Annotated in this window: 17 protein-coding genes and 1 riboswitch; of the genes, 2 read left to right on the top strand and 15 right to left on the bottom strand. The window is 67.5% G+C overall.

Going from position 1 to position 17588, the window contains the following annotated elements:
• Positions 1–27: 27 nt before the first annotated feature.
• The 7 genes from BMW75_RS11330 to BMW75_RS11360 all read right to left on the bottom strand — a co-directional run bounded on the left by BMW75_RS11330 (position 28) and on the right by BMW75_RS11360 (position 7289).
• A complete protein-coding gene (locus BMW75_RS11330; RefSeq protein ID WP_092579330.1) occupies positions 28–798 on the bottom strand; it encodes an enoyl-CoA hydratase/isomerase family protein in 771 nt (256 codons plus the stop codon).
• 10 nt (positions 799–808) lie between these two features.
• Positions 809–1957 carry a type 2 periplasmic-binding domain-containing protein gene (locus tag BMW75_RS11335; protein ID WP_217646944.1) on the bottom strand — a complete coding sequence of 383 codons (1149 nt, stop codon included), beginning with the start codon at positions 1955–1957 and terminating at the stop codon, positions 809–811.
• Positions 1954–3150, bottom strand: a complete 1197-nt coding sequence (locus tag BMW75_RS11340) for a CaiB/BaiF CoA transferase family protein (protein WP_092579332.1) — start codon at positions 3148–3150, stop codon at positions 1954–1956. Before BMW75_RS11340 ends, BMW75_RS11335 begins: the two co-directional genes overlap by 4 nt.
• Positions 3151–3182: 32 nt before the next feature.
• Positions 3183–3944 (bottom strand): SDR family NAD(P)-dependent oxidoreductase, encoded by a 762-nt coding sequence (locus tag BMW75_RS11345; RefSeq protein ID WP_092579334.1) that lies wholly within the window; start codon positions 3942–3944, stop codon positions 3183–3185.
• Entirely contained in the window at positions 3941–5119 is a 1179-nt protein-coding gene (locus tag BMW75_RS11350; protein WP_092579336.1) for an aldose 1-epimerase family protein, read from the bottom strand. The genes BMW75_RS11345 and BMW75_RS11350 overlap by 4 nt, the downstream gene beginning before the upstream one ends.
• Before the next feature lie 131 nt (positions 5120–5250).
• Entirely contained in the window at positions 5251–6165 is a 915-nt protein-coding gene (locus BMW75_RS11355) for a sugar phosphate isomerase/epimerase family protein (protein WP_092579338.1), read from the bottom strand.
• A 32-nt stretch (positions 6166–6197) separates the two neighbouring features.
• Positions 6198–7289: a Gfo/Idh/MocA family protein gene (locus BMW75_RS11360; RefSeq protein WP_092579340.1), complete on the bottom strand. Its 1092-nt coding sequence runs from the start codon at positions 7287–7289 to the stop codon at positions 6198–6200.
• Positions 7290–7515: 226 nt separating this feature from the next.
• Here BMW75_RS11360 and BMW75_RS11365 point away from each other — a divergent pair, with 226 nt between their 5' ends.
• Positions 7516–8553 (top strand): LacI family DNA-binding transcriptional regulator, encoded by a 1038-nt coding sequence (locus BMW75_RS11365; protein WP_092579342.1) that lies wholly within the window; start codon positions 7516–7518, stop codon positions 8551–8553.
• 211 nt (positions 8554–8764) lie between these two features.
• Positions 8765–9763 (top strand): tripartite tricarboxylate transporter substrate-binding protein, encoded by a 999-nt coding sequence (locus tag BMW75_RS11370; protein WP_076518459.1) that lies wholly within the window; start codon positions 8765–8767, stop codon positions 9761–9763.
• A 93-nt stretch (positions 9764–9856) separates the two neighbouring features.
• Here the strand turns inward: BMW75_RS11370 and metF are convergent, their stop codons facing one another.
• From metF to leuC, 8 genes are all read right to left on the bottom strand, one after another.
• A complete protein-coding gene (metF, locus tag BMW75_RS11375; RefSeq protein ID WP_092579344.1) occupies positions 9857–10699 on the bottom strand; it encodes a methylenetetrahydrofolate reductase [NAD(P)H] in 843 nt (280 codons plus the stop codon).
• Between the two features lie 134 nt (positions 10700–10833).
• Positions 10834–11169 (bottom strand): phage holin family protein, encoded by a 336-nt coding sequence (locus tag BMW75_RS11380; RefSeq protein WP_076521895.1) that lies wholly within the window; start codon positions 11167–11169, stop codon positions 10834–10836.
• A gap of 123 nt (positions 11170–11292) precedes the next feature.
• On the bottom strand, positions 11293–12711 hold the full coding sequence (gene ahcY, locus BMW75_RS11385; RefSeq protein WP_092579346.1) for an adenosylhomocysteinase: 1419 nt from the start codon (positions 12709–12711) through the stop codon (positions 11293–11295).
• Between the two features lie 100 nt (positions 12712–12811).
• Positions 12812–12947, bottom strand: a riboswitch (S-adenosyl-L-homocysteine riboswitch).
• Positions 12948–13008: 61 nt separating this feature from the next.
• Positions 13009–14055 carry a glycosyltransferase family 4 protein gene (locus tag BMW75_RS11390; RefSeq protein WP_092579348.1) on the bottom strand — a complete coding sequence of 349 codons (1047 nt, stop codon included), beginning with the start codon at positions 14053–14055 and terminating at the stop codon, positions 13009–13011.
• Between the two features lie 124 nt (positions 14056–14179).
• Complete coding sequence (locus BMW75_RS11395) at positions 14180–14416, bottom strand: DUF1289 domain-containing protein (RefSeq protein ID WP_076518455.1); 237 nt, start codon at positions 14414–14416, stop codon at positions 14180–14182.
• A gap of 87 nt (positions 14417–14503) precedes the next feature.
• Positions 14504–15391 carry an alpha/beta fold hydrolase gene (locus tag BMW75_RS11400; RefSeq protein WP_092579561.1) on the bottom strand — a complete coding sequence of 296 codons (888 nt, stop codon included), beginning with the start codon at positions 15389–15391 and terminating at the stop codon, positions 14504–14506.
• Between the two features lie 40 nt (positions 15392–15431).
• Complete coding sequence (leuD, locus tag BMW75_RS11405) at positions 15432–16082, bottom strand: 3-isopropylmalate dehydratase small subunit (protein WP_092579350.1); 651 nt, start codon at positions 16080–16082, stop codon at positions 15432–15434.
• Positions 16079–17500 (bottom strand): 3-isopropylmalate dehydratase large subunit, encoded by a 1422-nt coding sequence (gene leuC, locus BMW75_RS11410; RefSeq protein ID WP_092579352.1) that lies wholly within the window; start codon positions 17498–17500, stop codon positions 16079–16081. The genes leuD and leuC overlap by 4 nt, the downstream gene beginning before the upstream one ends.
• Between the last annotated feature and the right edge of the window lie 88 nt (positions 17501–17588).

Below are 17588 nucleotides of genomic sequence, written 5' to 3' on the forward strand. Positions count from 1 at the left end.
GCGCGGGGCGGGCCGCTCCTCCCCCCGTCAGCGCCGCTCGAACTTCGGCGCGCGCTTTTCTTCAAATGCCTTGCGGCCTTCTTTGGCATCGGCCGTGGCAAAGCAGATCGCCTGCAGATCGCGCTCGTATTCCACGGCCTTCTCCAGCGGCATCGACAGCGCGGCGCGCAGATTGACGCGTGCCGTCTCCGCCGCGATGGGCGCGCGCGAGGCGATGGTGGCGGCAAGCGCCTGCGCGCGCTCGCGCAACTGGTCCTGCGGCACCACCTCGCTCACCAGGCCCCAGGCCAGCGCCTGCTCGGCGCGGATGGGGTCGCCGGTCATCACCATCATCGCGGCGTTGCTCGGACCGATCGCATGGACGAGCTGCGCCGTCATGCCGCCGCCGCCGATCCAGCCCAGCTTGATCTCGGGCGCGCCCAGGCGCGCGTTGTCGGCGGCGATGCGGATATCGCAGGCCAATGCCATCTCCAGGCCGCCGCCGAAGGTATAGCCGTTGATCGCCGCCACCGTGGGCTTCTTCAACATGCGCACGCAGTCGCAGTAGTCGAGTCGGTTGCGGAAATCCCAGGGCGTGGCGTAGCGGTCAAGCTCGGTGATGTCCGAGCCGGCGCAGAAGGCCTTGGGGCCCGCGCCGGTCAGGATCACCGCGCGCACCTGCGGGTCGGTATTGCATTGCTCTACCGCCGCGATCAGCAGGTCGGCCATCTCGGGCGTCATCGCGTTCAGCTTCTCGGGACGATTGAGTTCAATGATGGCGACATGGCCATCGATACTGAGATTGACGAGTGCGCTCACGACGAAGTCCTTATGCGGTGGTGTGCTGGGGAGCGGCGGCCAGGCTGGCCTGGAAGCGCTGGGTCAGGCCGCGCGCCAATGCGTGGGAGGAAGCGCGGGCGGCGACGCCATCGCGCAGGAACTGCGAGGCCTCGGCCTGGAAGGCGATGTAGCCGTCGTGCCGCGGCCGGATCGAGGCGGCTTCGAGCGTGCGGGCCGTGTTGGCATAGAAGTTGCCGCTTGCCGCATTCACGTCCGCATCGGCCCAGCTGCCGCGATGGCTAGGCTGGCCTTCGTGCTGCGGGATGAAGCGGCTTTGGGTATCGGCGGCCAGCAACCACAATAGATGCGCGCGCAGCTCCGGCCCCACGGTGCAGCGCCGCGATATCGCAATGCCCGTACCGCCGAGGATCGAACCCGGCCGGCCGGCATCGGCCTGGGGCGCGTCGCGGAACGTGAGCGGTTTGGCGACCGCGGACGTGGCGTAGTTCACGTAACCATAGACCAGCGGGCAGAGCGTGATGTCGTCGCGCGAGCTCATGTGGCCAAGCAGCGCGATCGGGTTGTAGGCCAGCGCTTGCGCGGGCGTGCGCCGCGCCAGTTCGGTGAGCACGTCGCACGCGCCGGCGAGCGTCGCCTCGTCGTGCCAGGCGCCGTGCGGCCGCAGGTCGGTATCGGGCGCGATGGCGGCGGCGATCGACAGCAGCGACAGAAACGGATGCGGTCCGCCCCAGCTGAGCGCGACCGAGCCGCTGCGTTGCGACAGCGTGAGCACCTCGTGCCAGGTGCGCGGCGCGGGGCCGCCCAACCGATCCGCGCGCGTGGCCATCACCTGCGTGGCCGCATCCAGCGGCAGCGCCCATTGGCGACCGGCCATGCGATAGCTGTCGTAAGACAGCCCGATACTGTCCCGTGCGATCCGCGCCAGCTCGTCGGGCGCGAACACGGTGTCCAGCGACTGCAGGCAATCGTGCGCCAGGGCTTCGCCCAGATGGGGGTGATCCAGCACCACCAGGTCATAGCGGGCGCAGAGTTCGGCAATGGGCGCCGACTCGAAGCCCTCGAGCGATTGCTTGTCCCAGTGCACCAGCGGCGTGTGGGCGGCAGCCGCGTGCAGGGCGTTGAAGCCGCGCGGATGATCCCAGGTGAGGCCGCGATAGGGCAGCGCGCGCTCGCTCATTCCGAGGCCCCGCGCAGCACCGCGCCCGAGGCCGCATGCGCGGCGATCTCGTCGGCGCTGAAGCCAAAATCGCGCAGCACTTCGTCGGTGTGCTGACCGGTGAGCGGCGCGCCGCGCACCACCTGGCTGGGGGTCTTGGAGAAGCGGATCGGAAAGCCCGGCGTCTTGATGCGGCCTTCGGTTGGATGGTCGTATTCGACAAACGTGCCGTTGTGCGCGATCTGCGGATCGTCGACCAGATCGGCGTAGCCATACACGGGGCTGCACCAGATGCCGGCGGCATCGAGTTTGGCGAACCAGTCGGCAGTCGAAGCCTTTGCCAACGTGTCGCGCACGAGCGCGTAGATCTCGTCGCGCTTTTCCCAACCGTCGCGCTCGCCGGTGTACTCGGCCAGCCGCGGCTCTTCGGTCACGCGCGCCAGCACGTTCATGTCGGGCATGGCGAGCGCCAGATAGCCGTCGCTCGTCGCGAAGGTGCCATAGGGGGCACGGATGTACACGTGGGCGTGCGGCTCGGCACTGCGCACCTGCGGCTTGTGCCCCACGGTATACACCGAGAGCTCCTGCATCTGGATCGTGGTGATCGCATCCAGCATGTTGACCTCGACCTTCTGGCCTTCGCCGGTGCGCTCGCGGTGCAGCAGCGCGGCCAGCACGCCTTCGAAGGCGCAATACGCGGTGACGGCGTCGACCACATACTGGCCCGCCGCGCGGGGCGCTTCGCCGGCCCGGCCCGACGACAGCATCGCGCCTGACATCGCCTGCAACAGCAGGTCCTGACCCGGGCGGGTGGCATAGGGGCCGTCTTCGCCGAAGCCCGACATGGACACATAGATGAGGCGCGGGTTCAGGGCCGACAGGGTCTCGTAGTCCACGCCCAGGCGGCCGGCGACGCCCGGCCGGTAGTTCTGGATGAACACATCGGCCTGCGCCGCGAGCTTCTGGATGATCTCCTTGCCGCCGGCGCTCTTCAGGTCGATCGCGAGCGAGCGCTTGTTGCGGTTCAGCGAAAGAAAGGACACGTTGATCTTGTTGCCCGTGATGCCGCCGGCGGGCGCGTGCCGCTGCCATTCTCCGGTGGGCGGTTCGATCTTGATCACGTCGGCGCCCAGGTCGCCCAGGCGTTGCGCCGCGAACGGCCCCGCCATGGCGATGGAGCAGTCCAGAACCTTGTAGCCAGAAAGAATGCTCATTGCTTCTACCCTCTATCGTGCGCCGATGCGCCTCAATGCATGACCCAGCCGCCGTCCACCGCCAGCGTCTGTCCGGAAATGAAACCCGCCTCATCCGAGGCCAGGAACAAGATGGCCGCGGCGATGTCGCCGGCGTGCCCGCGGCGCTTGACCGACTGGCGTTCGAGCACCATGCGGTTGTAGCCCTCGGGATCGGGATGGATCTTCTCGGCGTCGGTCGGAAACGCGCCCGGCGAGATGGCGTTGACCGTGATTCCCCACTTGCCGAATTCGCGCGCGAAGGCGCGCGTGACGCCCACCATCGCGCCCTTGGACTGCACGTAGGGCAGCAGGTTTTCCCAACCGCCCGACAGCGTGATCGACGAGATGTTGATGACGCGGCCCCATTGCTGTTCGCGCATGCCCGGCAGCGCCGCGCGCACGATCTGCACGGCCGCCTCCACGTTGACGCGGTGCACGCGCGCCAGCTCGGCATCGCTATATTCCTCGAACGGGCGCGAGGGATAGATCGCCGCGTTGTTGATGACCACATCGATCGCGCCCTCGGCGGTCAGCCGCTCAAGGTGCGATTGCAGCGCGCCGGCGTCGGCGAGGTCGGCCTGCAGGATCTGAAGCTGGCCGGCAAACTGCGCCGGCACGGTGCTGCGCAGGCGGTCGATATGCCCGGCATGGTTGTCGAGCGCGATCACGCTTGCGCCCGCATCCAGCAGCGCAAGCGTGGTGTCCACGCCAAAACCGCCCGCCGCGCCCGTGTACAGCACGCGGCGGCCTTGCAATGAGAAGCGCGCGCTCATGACCGCCCCGCGATGGGCGCAAAGCGCCCCGACAACGGCGGATAGTCAGTCTCGGGCTGCACCGCGATCTCGCGGATGCGCGCTTCGCAGGCCGCGATGTCGTCGGCCGAGCCCAGCACGCTGAACGTGGTGTCGTAGCGCCGCTCGTCGCCGTGCTCGAGCCAGATGAGCTCGTTGCGCTCGCGCGCCGCGCCCTGGCCCAGCACGTGGTTGGTGGAGGGCTCGATGCCCATCGCATACTGGCCCGACTGCAGGTTCTGCCATTGGTACTGGCAGGGGAATTGATGCTTGTAGGTGCTGACCTGCATGCCCAGACCCAGCGCATCGTTCACCAGGGCGACCGGCACGCTGCCGTCGGCCGCGGCCGCCATCTCGTGCTGCCACACCTGCTCATGAAAGCCCAGCTGCGGCGCCGGCATGCGGCGATAGCCCACGCCCTGCTTGCGGTAGTCCTGCTCGTGCGCGGCCCACACCACGTCGCGGATCGGCGCCAGATAGCGCGAGCCGGCGTCCAGCACCGGATAGCCCAGGTTGATGTGATAGCAGAGCATATGCGGCGTGCGGTAAAAGCCCCGATTCACGACACGATCCGACAGCTTGATGTCGTTGCTGCCCACCTCGATCTCAATGCGGCGGTGCAGCTCCAGATGCTCGCCGAACACGGTGCCCTGGCTCACCACGCCTTCGGCCCACAGCACGCAGCGATCGCCATCCCAGCGTTCGCCGTAGCCGGTCAGCCGCGCGGGAATGGTGCCGACGCGGCCATGGATGGACTGCTTTGCCGTCTTGCGCGGGCCGTACACGTAGTTGTCGGCCGGCGCGTCGTACATGAACAGAATGTGGTCCAGCCCGCAGGTGATCATGAGGCCCGAAAACGAGCGCATCCAGCCCAGTCCGCCCTCGCCTTCGTAGTCATGCAGTCCGGGATGGCGAAAGCCCGAGGGCGATTGCCATCCCATGGCGTAGCCGCGGTACTCGCAGTCGGCGATGTCCATCGCGCGATCCACCAGCACCGTGAAGCGCAAGCCCGTGCCGCTGCGGAACTCCAGCATGCGGATACCGCGCTCCAGCCCGTCGTCCAGCGTCATCAGGCGTACGCCGGCAAACTGCGCAAGCTGTCCGGTGCGCGCCTCTACGTCGCGGCGCGTCATCCAGGTCCCGTAAATGTCAGGCATGAGTTCTCCCTGGCGGATGCGCGGGCGCGCATCTGCCGGTGTCGGTGTTCAGAATCGGGTTCGAGAGGCGCGCCGCGGGCCGTGTTGGATGACAGCTTCGCGGTGCGCGTGCAATCGCGTGCGGCGCCGGGCTACAGACCGTTCGCGCGCAGCCGCTCGTCAAGGAACCGCTTGGCGCGCGGCACGTCGTCTTCGGTCAGGTGTTCGATGATGATGGGAATGTTGGGGTGCTTCTTTGCCAGGCGCTGCAAATACAGGTCGTAATTGAGCGCGCCCAGGCCCGGCGCCGGCAACTCGATCTCGCCCACCCCGCGGAAGGTATGGCTTTCGGCCGCGCCCTCGTCACCGATGTCGCTGTGCTTTTCGGACTTGTCATCGCCCGAACGCTTCACGTCCTTGGCATGCGCGATGCAGATCTTGTCGGAGAGCGCGTCGAATACCTGGTTGAGCGTGCGGTCCATCTGGTCGATGTTGTGCGCTTCGAAGTAGTTCGTCGGATCCATCAGGAGGCCCAGGCCGGGATGATCCACTTCGGCGAACATGCGCAGCGTTTCCTCGACCGATCCCACCACGTTGTTCACGTAGGTCTCAAGCAGGAACACCGCGCCATGGTCATAGGCATGTTGCGACAGCTCGGCGATCACGGCGCGGCACTGGTCCCAGCCTTCCTCGGTCTTGTTCTTGGGGTGATGCACCCAGTCGCTGTCGGTGGCGAACGTGCCGGTTTCCGAGATCACGTAGGGCGAACCCAACTGGCGCGCGTGCGTGAGGATCTCTTTGAGATAGCCGTTGCGGCGTTGGCGCTCGGCGGGGTCGGGATGAACGATATTGGTGTAGGCCGAGATGCAGGAGACCGGCAGGTCGTAGTTGCGGAAGGTGTCGCGGATCTGCGTGCATTTCTGCGCGGTCAGCTGCCCGGGGCCGAGCTCCATGTCCTTGAAATGCAGGTCCAGCTGCACGGTGTTAAAGCCGTGCGAGCGGATCACCTTGGCCGTGCGCTCCAGCTCATAGGGAAAGTAGCCCGAGAAGATTCCGGTCTGGATCATGATGGTTGTCTCCGTCTGTTTTATCGATCTGGTTATTCGACTGCCGGCAGCCGTACCGTGCGGCCTTCGGCGATGGACGTATACGCGGCCTCGACCAGCGCCATCGTGCGTACGTTGTCGGTCACGCTCAACGCAGGCTCGGTGCCGCTGGCCAGCGCGTACTGCAACTGCTCCATCACGCCGATGAAGGCATGCGGAAACCACATCGTGTCCCACGTGGGCGTCACCCAGCGCCCGTCGGTATGGCCCTGGGCCGCGCGCGAGGCGTAGCTCAGGGTCGACGGCTCGCCGGTGGGCCAGCCGATGGTGCCGCGCGCGACGCCCTCGGTGCCTTCCACGCGCCAGCGGATGTGCTGGTCGTCGGGGTATCCCTCGGCCCGCGGGCCCGACCACACATCTTCGAGCGACAGCGCGAGCAGGCCGTTGCCAAAGCGCAGCGTGGTCGTCACCAGCCCATCCTGATGCGCGAACTCGGTGCGCGGATCCGGGCGGGTGATGCTGGTGATCTCGGTGGGCTCGCCAAACAGATAGCGCAGGACATCGAGGTGATGCACGCTCATGTTCGAGAGCGTCAGCCGGTCATAGCCGCGCAAGAAGTCCTGCCAGTGCGGGATCGCGTGCATGTCGATCTGCGCGAACACCGGCGTGCCCAGCACGCCCTGGTCGAGCAGCTGCTTGAGCGCGCGCATCGATTGGTCGTAGCGCATGTTCTGGTTGACCGACAGGATCTTGCCGGCGGCCCGCGCCTCGTCGCGCAAGGCGCGGGCTTCATCCAGCGAGAGGGCCAGGGGCTTCTGCGCCAGCACGCCGCGCACGTGCGGGGCGGCCAATGCGGCGCGGATCAGCGCGGGCTGCTGGTCGGGCGGATACGCGATGTCCACGATCTCGATCTGCGGATCGGCGATCAGGGCCAGAGGATCGTCATGCACACGCGGGATGCCGTAGCGTTCGGCGACCTGGGCCGCCTTGCTGCGGGTGCGCGACGCAATCGCCGCCACCGTGAAGCCGGCCTGCTGGTAAGCCGCCAGATGGCACTCGGCCATGATCATGCCGGCGCCGATGCAGCCGATGCGAAAGCGCCGTTCCCGGACGGGTGGGTCGGGCACCAGGGTAGGGTGCGACATGTGCTCCTCCTGCCGGCTCGGTATGCACTGTCGACTGCCTGGCATCCTGCCGTGCGGTGTTTGATGTAATTGAGCCGCGATAATCACATCAAAACAATCAGGGGTAAAGGCGATTGGCGGTCATAGGACGACGGCGTTACCTTTTTGATCCTGAATGATTGCAAATGATGGTTTATGATGGCCGCGCTGCCATCGCCCTGATGGTGTCTTGAGAGCCCGTTCCCGCATGCGCCCCACCATTTCCCTCATTGCCCGAGAAGCCGGCATGTCCACCGCCACCGTGGACCGGGTGCTGAACGACCGCGACGGCGTGCGCGGCAAGACGCGCGACCGCGTGCTGGCGATTGCCAACCGCCTGGGCTACTTCGTCCAGGGCGCCGATGCCGCCCGGCAGGACGTGCGGGTCGATTTCGTTTTGCCCGCCGGCACCAACAGCTTCATGACCGCGTTGGGCCGGCACCTGCTCGAAGAAGCCGCCGCCCGCCCCGACGTGCAGGCCCGCCTGCATCTGATCGAGGGATTCGACGCCAATAAGCTCGCGAAAAAGCTCTACGAGCTGCGCGAGCAGACGCAGGCAGTTGGCCTGGTCGGGCTGGACCATCCCCAAGTGCGAGACGCCATCATGGCGCTGCGCGACAGCGGCGTGCATGTGAGCACCCTGGTGTCGGACATTCCGATCTCGGCGCGCCTGGGGTACGTGGGCATCGACAACCGCGCCGCGGGCCGCCTGGCCGCGCTGTTGCTGGGCCGGTTTCTGCCGCAGCACACCGAACGCAAGGTCGCGGTGTTCGTGGGGTCCTTGGCCTATCGCGGCCACGAAGAGCGGGAGATGGGTTTTCGCTCGCTGTTGAGCGAAGAGTTTCCGCACCTGCGCATCGCCCACATCCTGGAGATCGGCGACGACCGCGACCGCGCCTTTGCCGTCACGCAGGATCTGCTGCGCAAAGACCCGCCGCACGCGATCTACAACATCGGGGCCGGCAATCAGGGCATCGCGCGGGCGCTGAAAGAGGCGCGGCCTGCTGAAGCGCGCTCAAGTCAGGGCGCCTTCGCCCCACGCATTGTCTTCGTGGGCCACGACCTCACCGAAGCCACGCGCCGCCTGTTGCTCGATCGCACCATGGACGCCGTGATCGACCAGAACCCGCGCGTCGAGGCGCGCGAGATCGTCAAACTGCTGGTGGCCGCCGTGAAGGGCGCGCCCGAACCCAGCTACCTGCCGCGGCTGCAGGTGATCTTCCGGGAAAACATTCCGGAGCCGTGATGGCCGAGGCCCGGGCCAGGACCCAGCCCGGGCCTTACATGCAGGATTTGTAGCGCTTCTGTGGGCAAGTCCGCGTAAACCCGCATTTTCGCGCGCCGAAGCCCGGCTTGCGAAACCGCGAATTCCCCTCCTCGCCCGTCTCGCGCCACACTGCTGATGCCTGCCCGCCCCGCGCGGCATCGCGGGCCGAAAAGACAACAAGGAGCGAGACATGTCCCACCGATACGCGCGCGCGTTCAAGCGCGCAGCCTGGCCCATGCTGGCCCTGTCCTGCCTGGCGGTTGGCAACGCCAGCGCGCAAGGGGCCTACCCGAATCATCCGATTTCCCTGGTGGTGCCGTTTGCGGCCGGCGGCCCGACCGACGTCGTGGCCCGCAGCCTGGGCGCGTCCATGGCCAAGACGCTGGGCCAGAGCATCGTCATCGAAAACCGCACCGGCGCGGGCGGCACGCTGGCCTCGCAACACGTGGCGCGCGCCGCGCCGGACGGCTACACCTTCCTGATCCACCACAACGGCATGGCGACCGCCCCCGCGCTGTACCGCAAGCTGCCCTTCAACCCGCTGACCGATTTTGCCTATGTCGGCCAGGTCGCGGACGTGCCCATGACCCTGCTGGGCCGCAAGGACCTGCCGGCCGACGGCATGGCGGCCTTCATCAAGTACGCCAAGGACAACGGCAACAAGATCAACCTGGCCAACGCCGGCCTGGGCGCCGTGTCCCAGCTTTGCGGCATGCTGCTGCAGGAGTCGCTGGGCGTGCAGTTCACGACCGTGCCCTACGCGGGCACCGCCCCCGCCATGACCGCGCTGCTGGGCGGACAGGTGGACGTGCTGTGCGACCAGACCACGCAGACTATCCCCCAGATCAAGGCCGAGCGCGTCAAGCTCTACGGCGTCACCACGCAGGAACGCATCAAGGCCCTGCCCGACGTGCCCACGCTGCGGGAAGGCGGCCTGAAGGACTTCGAGGTCAAGGTGTGGCACGGCGTCTATGCGCCCAAGGGCACGCCCCCCGAGGCCATCGACAAGTTCAATGCCGCGCTGCGCGCCGCGCTCAAGGACCCGGCCTTCACGCAGAAGATGGCCGAGCTGGGCGCCGAGATCGTGCCCGAGTCCAAGCAGACGCCGCAGGGCCTGCAGACGTGGCTCCAATCCGAAGTCGACAAATGGGGCGGCGTCATCCGCAAGGCGGGCGTGTACGCCGACTGAGTTTCACGCGCAAAAAAACAAGGCCGGCGACGTCGCCGGCCTTGCCATTTCTGCTTGCGGTATGCGGTGTGCGGCGCCGAACGCCGCCGCCCTTTACACCGACAGTTCCTTCCAGATCGCCAGCGGCGCCTCGGCGTGGTTCAGGGTGTAGAAGTGCAGACCCGGCGCGCCGTTGTCCAGCAGCGTCTGGCACAGCTCGGTCACGACGTCCACGCCGAACGCGCGGATGGACGCCTTGTCGTCGCCGAATTCGGCCAGGCGCAGGCGGATCCAGCGCGGCACTTCCGCGCCGCACATTTCCGAGAAGCGCAGCAGTTGCGTGTGGTTCGTGATGGGCATGATGCCCGGCACGATCGGCACGTCCACGCCCTTGGCCCGCGCCCGGTCGACGAAGTCGAAATAGGCGTCGGCGTTGAAGAAATACTGCGTGATGGCGGCGTTGGCGCCGGCCTTCACCTTGGCCACGAAATGCGTCAGGTCGGCCGAAGGGTTGGTCGCCTGCGGATGCATCTCGGGATAGGCCGCCACTTCGATGTGGAACCAGTCGCCGGTTTCCTCGCGGATGAACGACACCAGTTCGTTGGCGTAGCGCAGTTCGCCGGCGTCGCCGCCCATGCCCGAAGGCAGGTCGCCGCGCAGCGCCACCACGCGCCGCACGCCATCGTTCTTGTAGGCCTGCAGGATGTCGCGCAGATCCTGGCGCGATGCGCCCACGCACGACAGGTGCGGCGCCGCGTCGCAGCCCAGGTTGCGCAGCGTGCGCACGGCGTCCGCCGTGCCGGCGCGCGTGGAACCGCCCGCGCCGAACGTCACGCTGACGTACTTGGGCTGGATGGCCAGCATCTGCTTGGCCGCGCGCACCAGCCGCTCTTGACCGGCCAGGTCGCGCGGGGGGAAGAATTCCAGGCTGAAAGCGGGAGAGTTGGATTCGGACATATCAGTAATCGATGACGCTACGCGCCGCAAGCAACAGGCGTCTCACCCCTCGGGGTGCCGCGGAGCCGGCTTTGCCGGTCCGCAGGCACGCCCCCTTGAGGGGGAAGCGCGAAGCGCTTCGGGGGTGGGTCCCATCAGGGGATGAGTTTGGTCAGAAGGCCGGAGATGATGCTGTACAGGACTGCGCCGCCCACGGCCCACCAGAACCCGTTGACCTGGAAGCCCTTGAGCACGGAGCCCACGAACCAGAACAACAAGGCATTGATGACGATGAGGAACAGACCCAGGGTGACAATCGTGATGGGCAGCGTCAGCAGCACCAGGACCGGCTTGACCAGCATGTTCACCAGCCCCAGCACCAGCGCGGCGATGAGCGCCGACCCGAAGCTGGCCACCGTGATGCCCGGCAGCAGGTAGGCAACGGCCAGCAGGGCCACTGCGTTCAGGATCCAGACGAGTATCAGTGTCACCATGTTCGAACTCCTGTATTGACGCTCCGCGGACCCGTCGCCAACCGGCAAGGACGGGCGTGACCCGCGGACCGGAAAACCCGCGCCGACATGGCGCGGCATTTCCCTATTGTGCTACATCGATCAATAGCGATAGTGGTTGGGCTTGTAGGGGCCCTCGACCGGCACGCTGATGTAGTCGGCCTGATCCTGGCGCAGGGTCGTGAGCTTCACGCCCAGCTTCTTCAGGTGCAGGCGCGCGACCTTCTCGTCCAGGTGCTTGGGCAGCACGTAGACCTGGCCGGACTGGTAGGCGTCGTTGCGCGTGAACAGTTCGATCTGGGCGATCGTCTGGTTGGCGAACGAGGACGACATCACGAACGAGGGGTGGCCGGTGGCGCAACCCAGGTTCACGAGACGGCCCTGGGCCAGCAGGATGATGCGCTTGCCGTCCGGGAAAATGACGTGGTCGACCTGCGGCTTGATCTCTTCCCACTGGCAATCGGCCAGGCTGGCGACGTCGATTTCGTTGTCGAAGTGGCCGATGTTGCAGACGATGGCCTGGTCCTTCATGGCGTTCATGTGCTCGCGGGTGATCACATGGTAGTTGCCGGTGGCGGTGACGAAGATGTCGCCGTGGGCGGCGGCTTCTTCCATGGTCACGACCTTGAAGCCTTCCATGGCGGCCTGCAGGGCGCAGATCGGATCGATTTCGGTGACCCACACCTGGGCGCGCAGCGCGACCAGCGCCTGGGCGCAGCCCTTGCCCACGTCGCCGTAGCCGGCCACGACGGCGATCTTGCCGGCGACCATCACGTCGGTGGCGCGCTTGATGCCGTCCACCAGCGATTCACGGCAGCCGTACAGGTTGTCGAACTTGGACTTGGTGACCGAGTCGTTGACGTTGATGGCGGCAAACGCCAGCTCGCCCTTCTGCGACATCTGGTAGAGGCGATGCACGCCGGTCGTGGTTTCTTCGGTCACGCCCTTGATCAGCGCCAGGCGGGTCGAGTACCACTTGGGATCGCGCTTGAGGGTTTCCTTGATGGCGGCGAACAGGACGCGCTCTTCTTCGCTGCCCGGGTTGGCCAGGACCGAGATGTCCTTTTCGGCCTTGGTGCCCAGGTGCAGCATCAACGTGGCGTCGCCGCCGTCGTCGAGGATCATGTTGGCGTTCTGGCCATTGGGCCATTCGAAGATCTTGTGGGTGTACTGCCAGTACTCTGCCAGGGTTTCACCCTTGACGGCGAAGACCGGCGTGCCGGACGCGGCGATGGCGGCGGCGGCGTGGTCCTGCGTGGAGAAGATGTTGCACGAGGCCCAGCGCACTTCGGCGCCCAGGGCCACCAGCGTCTCGATCAGCACGCCGGTCTGGATGGTCATGTGCAGGCTGCCGGCGATGCGCGCGCCCTTGAGCGGCTGCGACGCGGCGAATTCCTCGCGGATGGCCATCAGGCCGGGCATTTCGGTTTCGGCGATGGCGAGCTCGCGGCGGCCCCAGCCGGCCAGCGACATGTCGGCGACGAGGTAGTCGGAAAAAGATTTATCGGTCACAGCGTTCATGGTGTGTAGGCTCCACGTGAATATCGAACGGCGCACGATATGGCCGGACAACGCGAATACACCACGACAGTCGAGTGCTCGCCTTTCCCGCCATACGCGACAAAGGTGAGCGCCGTTGCTGTAGCGACGCGCGGGGCGCGGCGCTTGAACAAGGATTCCTGAGCCTGGCGAGCCGGGGTCCGCATGGGGTAGCCACATGGGGGGACCGCAGGGTCGTCGCAACGCTCCTCAGGATTGCCGGGCATTGTACAAGGTTGGCGTGCGCCGGGGGTAGCGAAAACAGGGCTTGCGACGGTATCAGGGGGTGGGAGCCCAAACGCGCGCCGCGCCTTGCGGGTCGCCCTGGGTCAGCGGCACCAGTGAATCCAGCAGGTCCGCCGCCACCGAGTCCCAGCTGCGCGTCAGCGCCCGGGCGCGCACGGCGTCGCGGTCCAGCGCCAGCGCCGTCCGGCAGGCGCGTCCCAGGTCGTTGTCCAGGAACCCCGTCACGCCCTCCTCGACCACCGCCAGCGGCGCCTCGCTGCGAAAGGCCGCCACGGGCGTGCCGCAGGCCATGGCCTCCAGCATGACCAGGCCGAAGGTGTCGGTCAGGCTGGGAAACACGAACACGTCGGCCGCCGCATAAAAGCCGGGCAAAGCGCCGTCCTGCTGCATGCCCAGGAACACCGCGTCCGGGAAGCGCTTTTTCAGGCGGGCCTCGTCGGGCCCCGCGCCCACCACCACCTTGCTGCCCGGCAGGTCCAGGGACAGGAAGGCGTCCAGGTTCTTTTCCTTGGCCACGCGGCCCACGCTCAGCCAGACGGGCCGCGGCAGGTCCTGGAACGCCAGGCTGGGATAGGGCTGGAACTTGCGCGGATCGACCCCGCGCGACCAGACGCGCAGGTTCTGCAGCCCGCGCTGCACCAGGACGTCGCGGACCGTGGGCGTGGGCACCAGCACGCACTGCGAGGGCCGGTGGAACCAGCGCAGGTAGCGCCACGGCAGCGCGGCGGGAATGCCCATGCGCGCCTGCAGATAGTCCGGAAACATGGTGTGGAAGGATGTGGTGAAGCGCCATCCCCGCCGCAGCGCCATCCGGCGCGCGGCCAGGCCCAAGGGGCCTTCCGTCGCGATGTGCAGCGCATCGGGAATGGTGTCGCCCAGGATGCGGCGCAGCTGGCGGCCGGGTTGCAGGCACAGCCGCAGGTCGGGCTCGGAGGGCGCGGGAATGGTCCGGCTGCCCTGGGGGCTGACCACGATCAGTTCGTGGCCCCATTCGCCGAGGATCTGCTGCATGGTCGTCCAGGTGCGGACGACGCCGTTGACTTGCGGATGCCAGGCATCCGTGACCAGAACGATGCGCATGAGGGAGCCCGGAAGGTGGACCCGGAAGTGGGCGATGGCGCTATTCAGCCTGCGCCATGTGACACGACCAAGACGGGGACGGGGTCCGCTTTCCGCGCGGCGGGAAATGCGCGATGCCGGGCGTTCAGTTGTTGCGCCGCGGGTACCCCTGCGCCTTGATGCGGATCCAGACCTCGCGCTTTTCCGCTTCCGTCATGAACACCCAGTTGGCGACTTCCATGGCCGTGCGGCCGCAGCCGCGGCAGATGTCGTCGAACAGCGTGGAGCACACGGCCACGCAGGGGGAATCCGAGGCCTTGAAGGCGCGTTGCGCGTCCTCGGCATCGGGCAATTCGGAAAGGTCGGCGAAGTAACGATTCATGGGCCGAAGGTTAACACCGGGGTTGCGTCCCTTTTTGCATATCCCTGGCGTCAGCCCAGGCTTGGCCCCTTGCCACCGGCCGCCGCCTCAGCGCCAGCCGAAGAACGTTCCTGCGTCGGCCAGCAGCGCGTCAGGCGTTTCCTCCGCCAGATAATGCGCCCCGGGCAGCGGACCGCCCGTCACCTCGTCGGCCACCGCGCGCCAAAGCGCCAGCACGTCGAAATTGCGGCCCACGGCCCCGCGTTCGCCCCACAGCACGCGCACCGGCATGCGCAGGCGTTCGCCCGCGGCGCGTCCCGACCGGTCGTGCTCCAGGTCGATCGTGGCGGAGGCGCGATAGTCCTCGCAAAGGCCGGTGGCCCAGCCGGGCTGGCGCGCCGCGCGTTCGTATTCGGCCATGGCCTCGGCGGAGAAATGCGCCAGCCCGCCGGGGCGCCCGCCCATCACCGACCGCAGGTAGAAAACCGGGTCGTGCTCGATCATGGTCTCGGGCACCGGCGCGGGCTGGATCAGCCAGAACCAATGGAAATAGGCCTGCGCGAAGGCGCGCGTCGTGCCCTCGTACATGTCCAGCGTGGGCGCGATGTCCAGCAGCATCATGCGGCTCACGGCGGCGGGATGATCCAGCGCCAGGCGATGCGCCACCCGGGCGCCCCGGTCATGCGCCAGCACCTCGAAGCGCGCATATCCCAGCCCGCGCATCAGGTCCACCATGTCCGCGGCCATCGTGCGCTTGGAATGCGCCGAGTGATCCGCGCTGGCGGCGGGCTTGCCGCTGTCTCCATAACCGCGCAGGTCGGCGGCCACGCAGGTGCGATGCCGCGTCAGTTCCGGCCATACGCGATGCCAGATGGCGTGGGTCTGCGGATGCCCGTGGAGCAGCAGCAGGGGCGGCCCCGCGCCGTCGATGCGGGCGGCGATGTCCACGCCGTTGGCCTGGAAGCGGCGCACGGGCAGGTCGAAAAAGTCGGTCATCTGCATGGTCTCCTGAAGTCGTCGCGCCGCACTGCCGGGATCAGGCGGCGTCCAGCCGGTCGCGCACCTGGCGCGCCACGTCCTTCATCCACGGAAAGCGCGCCCAATGCCGGGCCTCGAAACGCTCCACGTCGGACAGGTGCTGCAGCGTCGCGCCCACCATGTCCTGTCCCTGGGCAAACATGCGGCGATGCCGGTCGGGCAGGTCAAAGCCAGCACACCAACCGTCTGCGGCGCGCACCTGGCCCGCCATCACGTCGATGCCGACCCGGTTGCCCTGCGCCACTGCGGTATTGGACACCCGCGCGAGCAAGGCGTCGACCGCCTCGGGCGGCAGGGTGACCAGCAAGAGGCCGTTGTTGAGCGCATTGAAGTAGAAGATCTCCCCGAAGCTGGAGGCGATCACGGCGCGGATGCCGAACTGCTGCAGGCCCCACACGGCGTGTTCGCGGCTGGAGCCGCAGCCGAAGTTGGGACCGGCCACCAGGATGGAGGCGCCCGCGTAGGCGGGCTGGTTCAGCACGCAGTCGGGCCGGGGCGCGCCATGCTCGTCAAAGCGCAGGTCGTACAGCAGGCCCTGGTCCAGGCCCGCCTTGTCGATGATGCGCAGGAACTGCTTGGGCATGATCTGGTCGGTGTCCAGGTTGGAATACGGCAGCGGCGCGGCGACGCCTTCGATCATTGCAGTCATTTGGCGTCTCCCCATGCGCGCACGTCGACGATGCGGCCCGCCAGCGCGGCGGCCGCGGCCATGGCCGGGCTCATCAGGTGCGTGCGCCCTGCCCGCCCCTGGCGTCCCTCGAAATTCCGGTTGGTCGTGGACGCGCAGCGCTCGCCCGGGCGCAGCACGTCGTCGTTCATGGCCAGGCACATCGAACAGCCGGGCTGGCGCCATTCAAAGCCCGCCGCGATCAGGTCGGCCGCCAGCCCCTCGGCTTCGGCCTGCGCGCGCACCGCGCCGGAACCCGGCACGACCATGGCGCGCACGCCGGGCGCGACCTTCCTGCCACGCGCCAGCGCCGCCACCACGCGCAGATCCTCGATGCGGCCGTTGGTACAGGAACCGATGAACACGCGATCGATGGGCAGCCCGGCAATGGGCGCGCCCGCGGCCAGGCCGATGTAGTCCATGGCTTTTTCCAGCGCCAGCCGGGCCAGCGCGTCGGGTTCATCGCGCGGATCGGGCACCGCGCCGTCGATCGGCATGGCCTGGTCCGGACTGGTGCCCCAGGTCACGAAGGGCGCGATCCGGCCCGCGTCAAAGACGTGCTCGACGTCGAAACGCGCGTCATCGTCGGAGCGCAGCGTGGCCCACCAGGCGCGGGCGTCTTCCAGCGCGTCGCCGCGCAGTTGCGGCGCGTGCGCCACCACATAGGCGTCGGTGACGGCGTCCGGGGCGATCAGCGCCGCGCGCGCGCCGGCCTCGACAGTCATGTTGCACAAGGTCATGCGGGCCTCGGCGGACAGCGCGGCCACCGCCTCGCCGCAGAACTCCACCGCGTGCCCGCGCGCGCCCTGCGCGCCGATGCGATGCACGACGTAGATGACCAGGTCCTTGGCCGACACATGGGCGGGCAGCGCCCCGTCGATGCGGATCCGCATGTTGCGCGCCACGCGGTACACCAGCGTCTGCGTGGCCAGGATGTGCTCGACCTCGCTCGTTCCGATGCCAAAGCCCAGCGCCCCCAGCGCGCCATAGGTGGTGGTGTGGCTGTCGCCGCACAGCACCACCATGCCCGGCAGGATCATGCCGTGTTCCGGCGCGATGACGTGCTCGATGCCCTGCAGCGGATCGGTGGTGTCGAAAAGCGCGATGCGCTGCGCGTCGCAATTGCGCTTCAGGTTCAGGGCCTGCCGCGATGACGCATCGTCGGCAATCACGCGCAACGCCGCCGGGACCGGATGCGTGGGGATGATGTGGTCCACCACCGCCATCTGCTGACCGGGGCGCAAGACGTCGCGGCCGCGCGCGGCCAGGCCGCTGAAGGCCTGCGGGCTGGTGTATTCGTTCATGATGTGCAGGTCGACGTAGAGCAGCACATGCTCGGCGTCGATCCGGGCCACCTCATGGCTGGCCACCAGTTTGTCGTATAGCGTCATGCCGGGCATGTCTGTGCTTCCTTGGTGTGTGGGCGCCGCCCGCGGCGCGCGCGGGCGGTTTCCGGGTAATGCATGGGCGTCGATGGGCGGATGGCAG

Source organism: Achromobacter sp. NFACC18-2 (genome assembly GCF_900108985.1).
GTDB lineage: Bacteria > Pseudomonadota > Gammaproteobacteria > Burkholderiales > Burkholderiaceae_B > Achromobacter.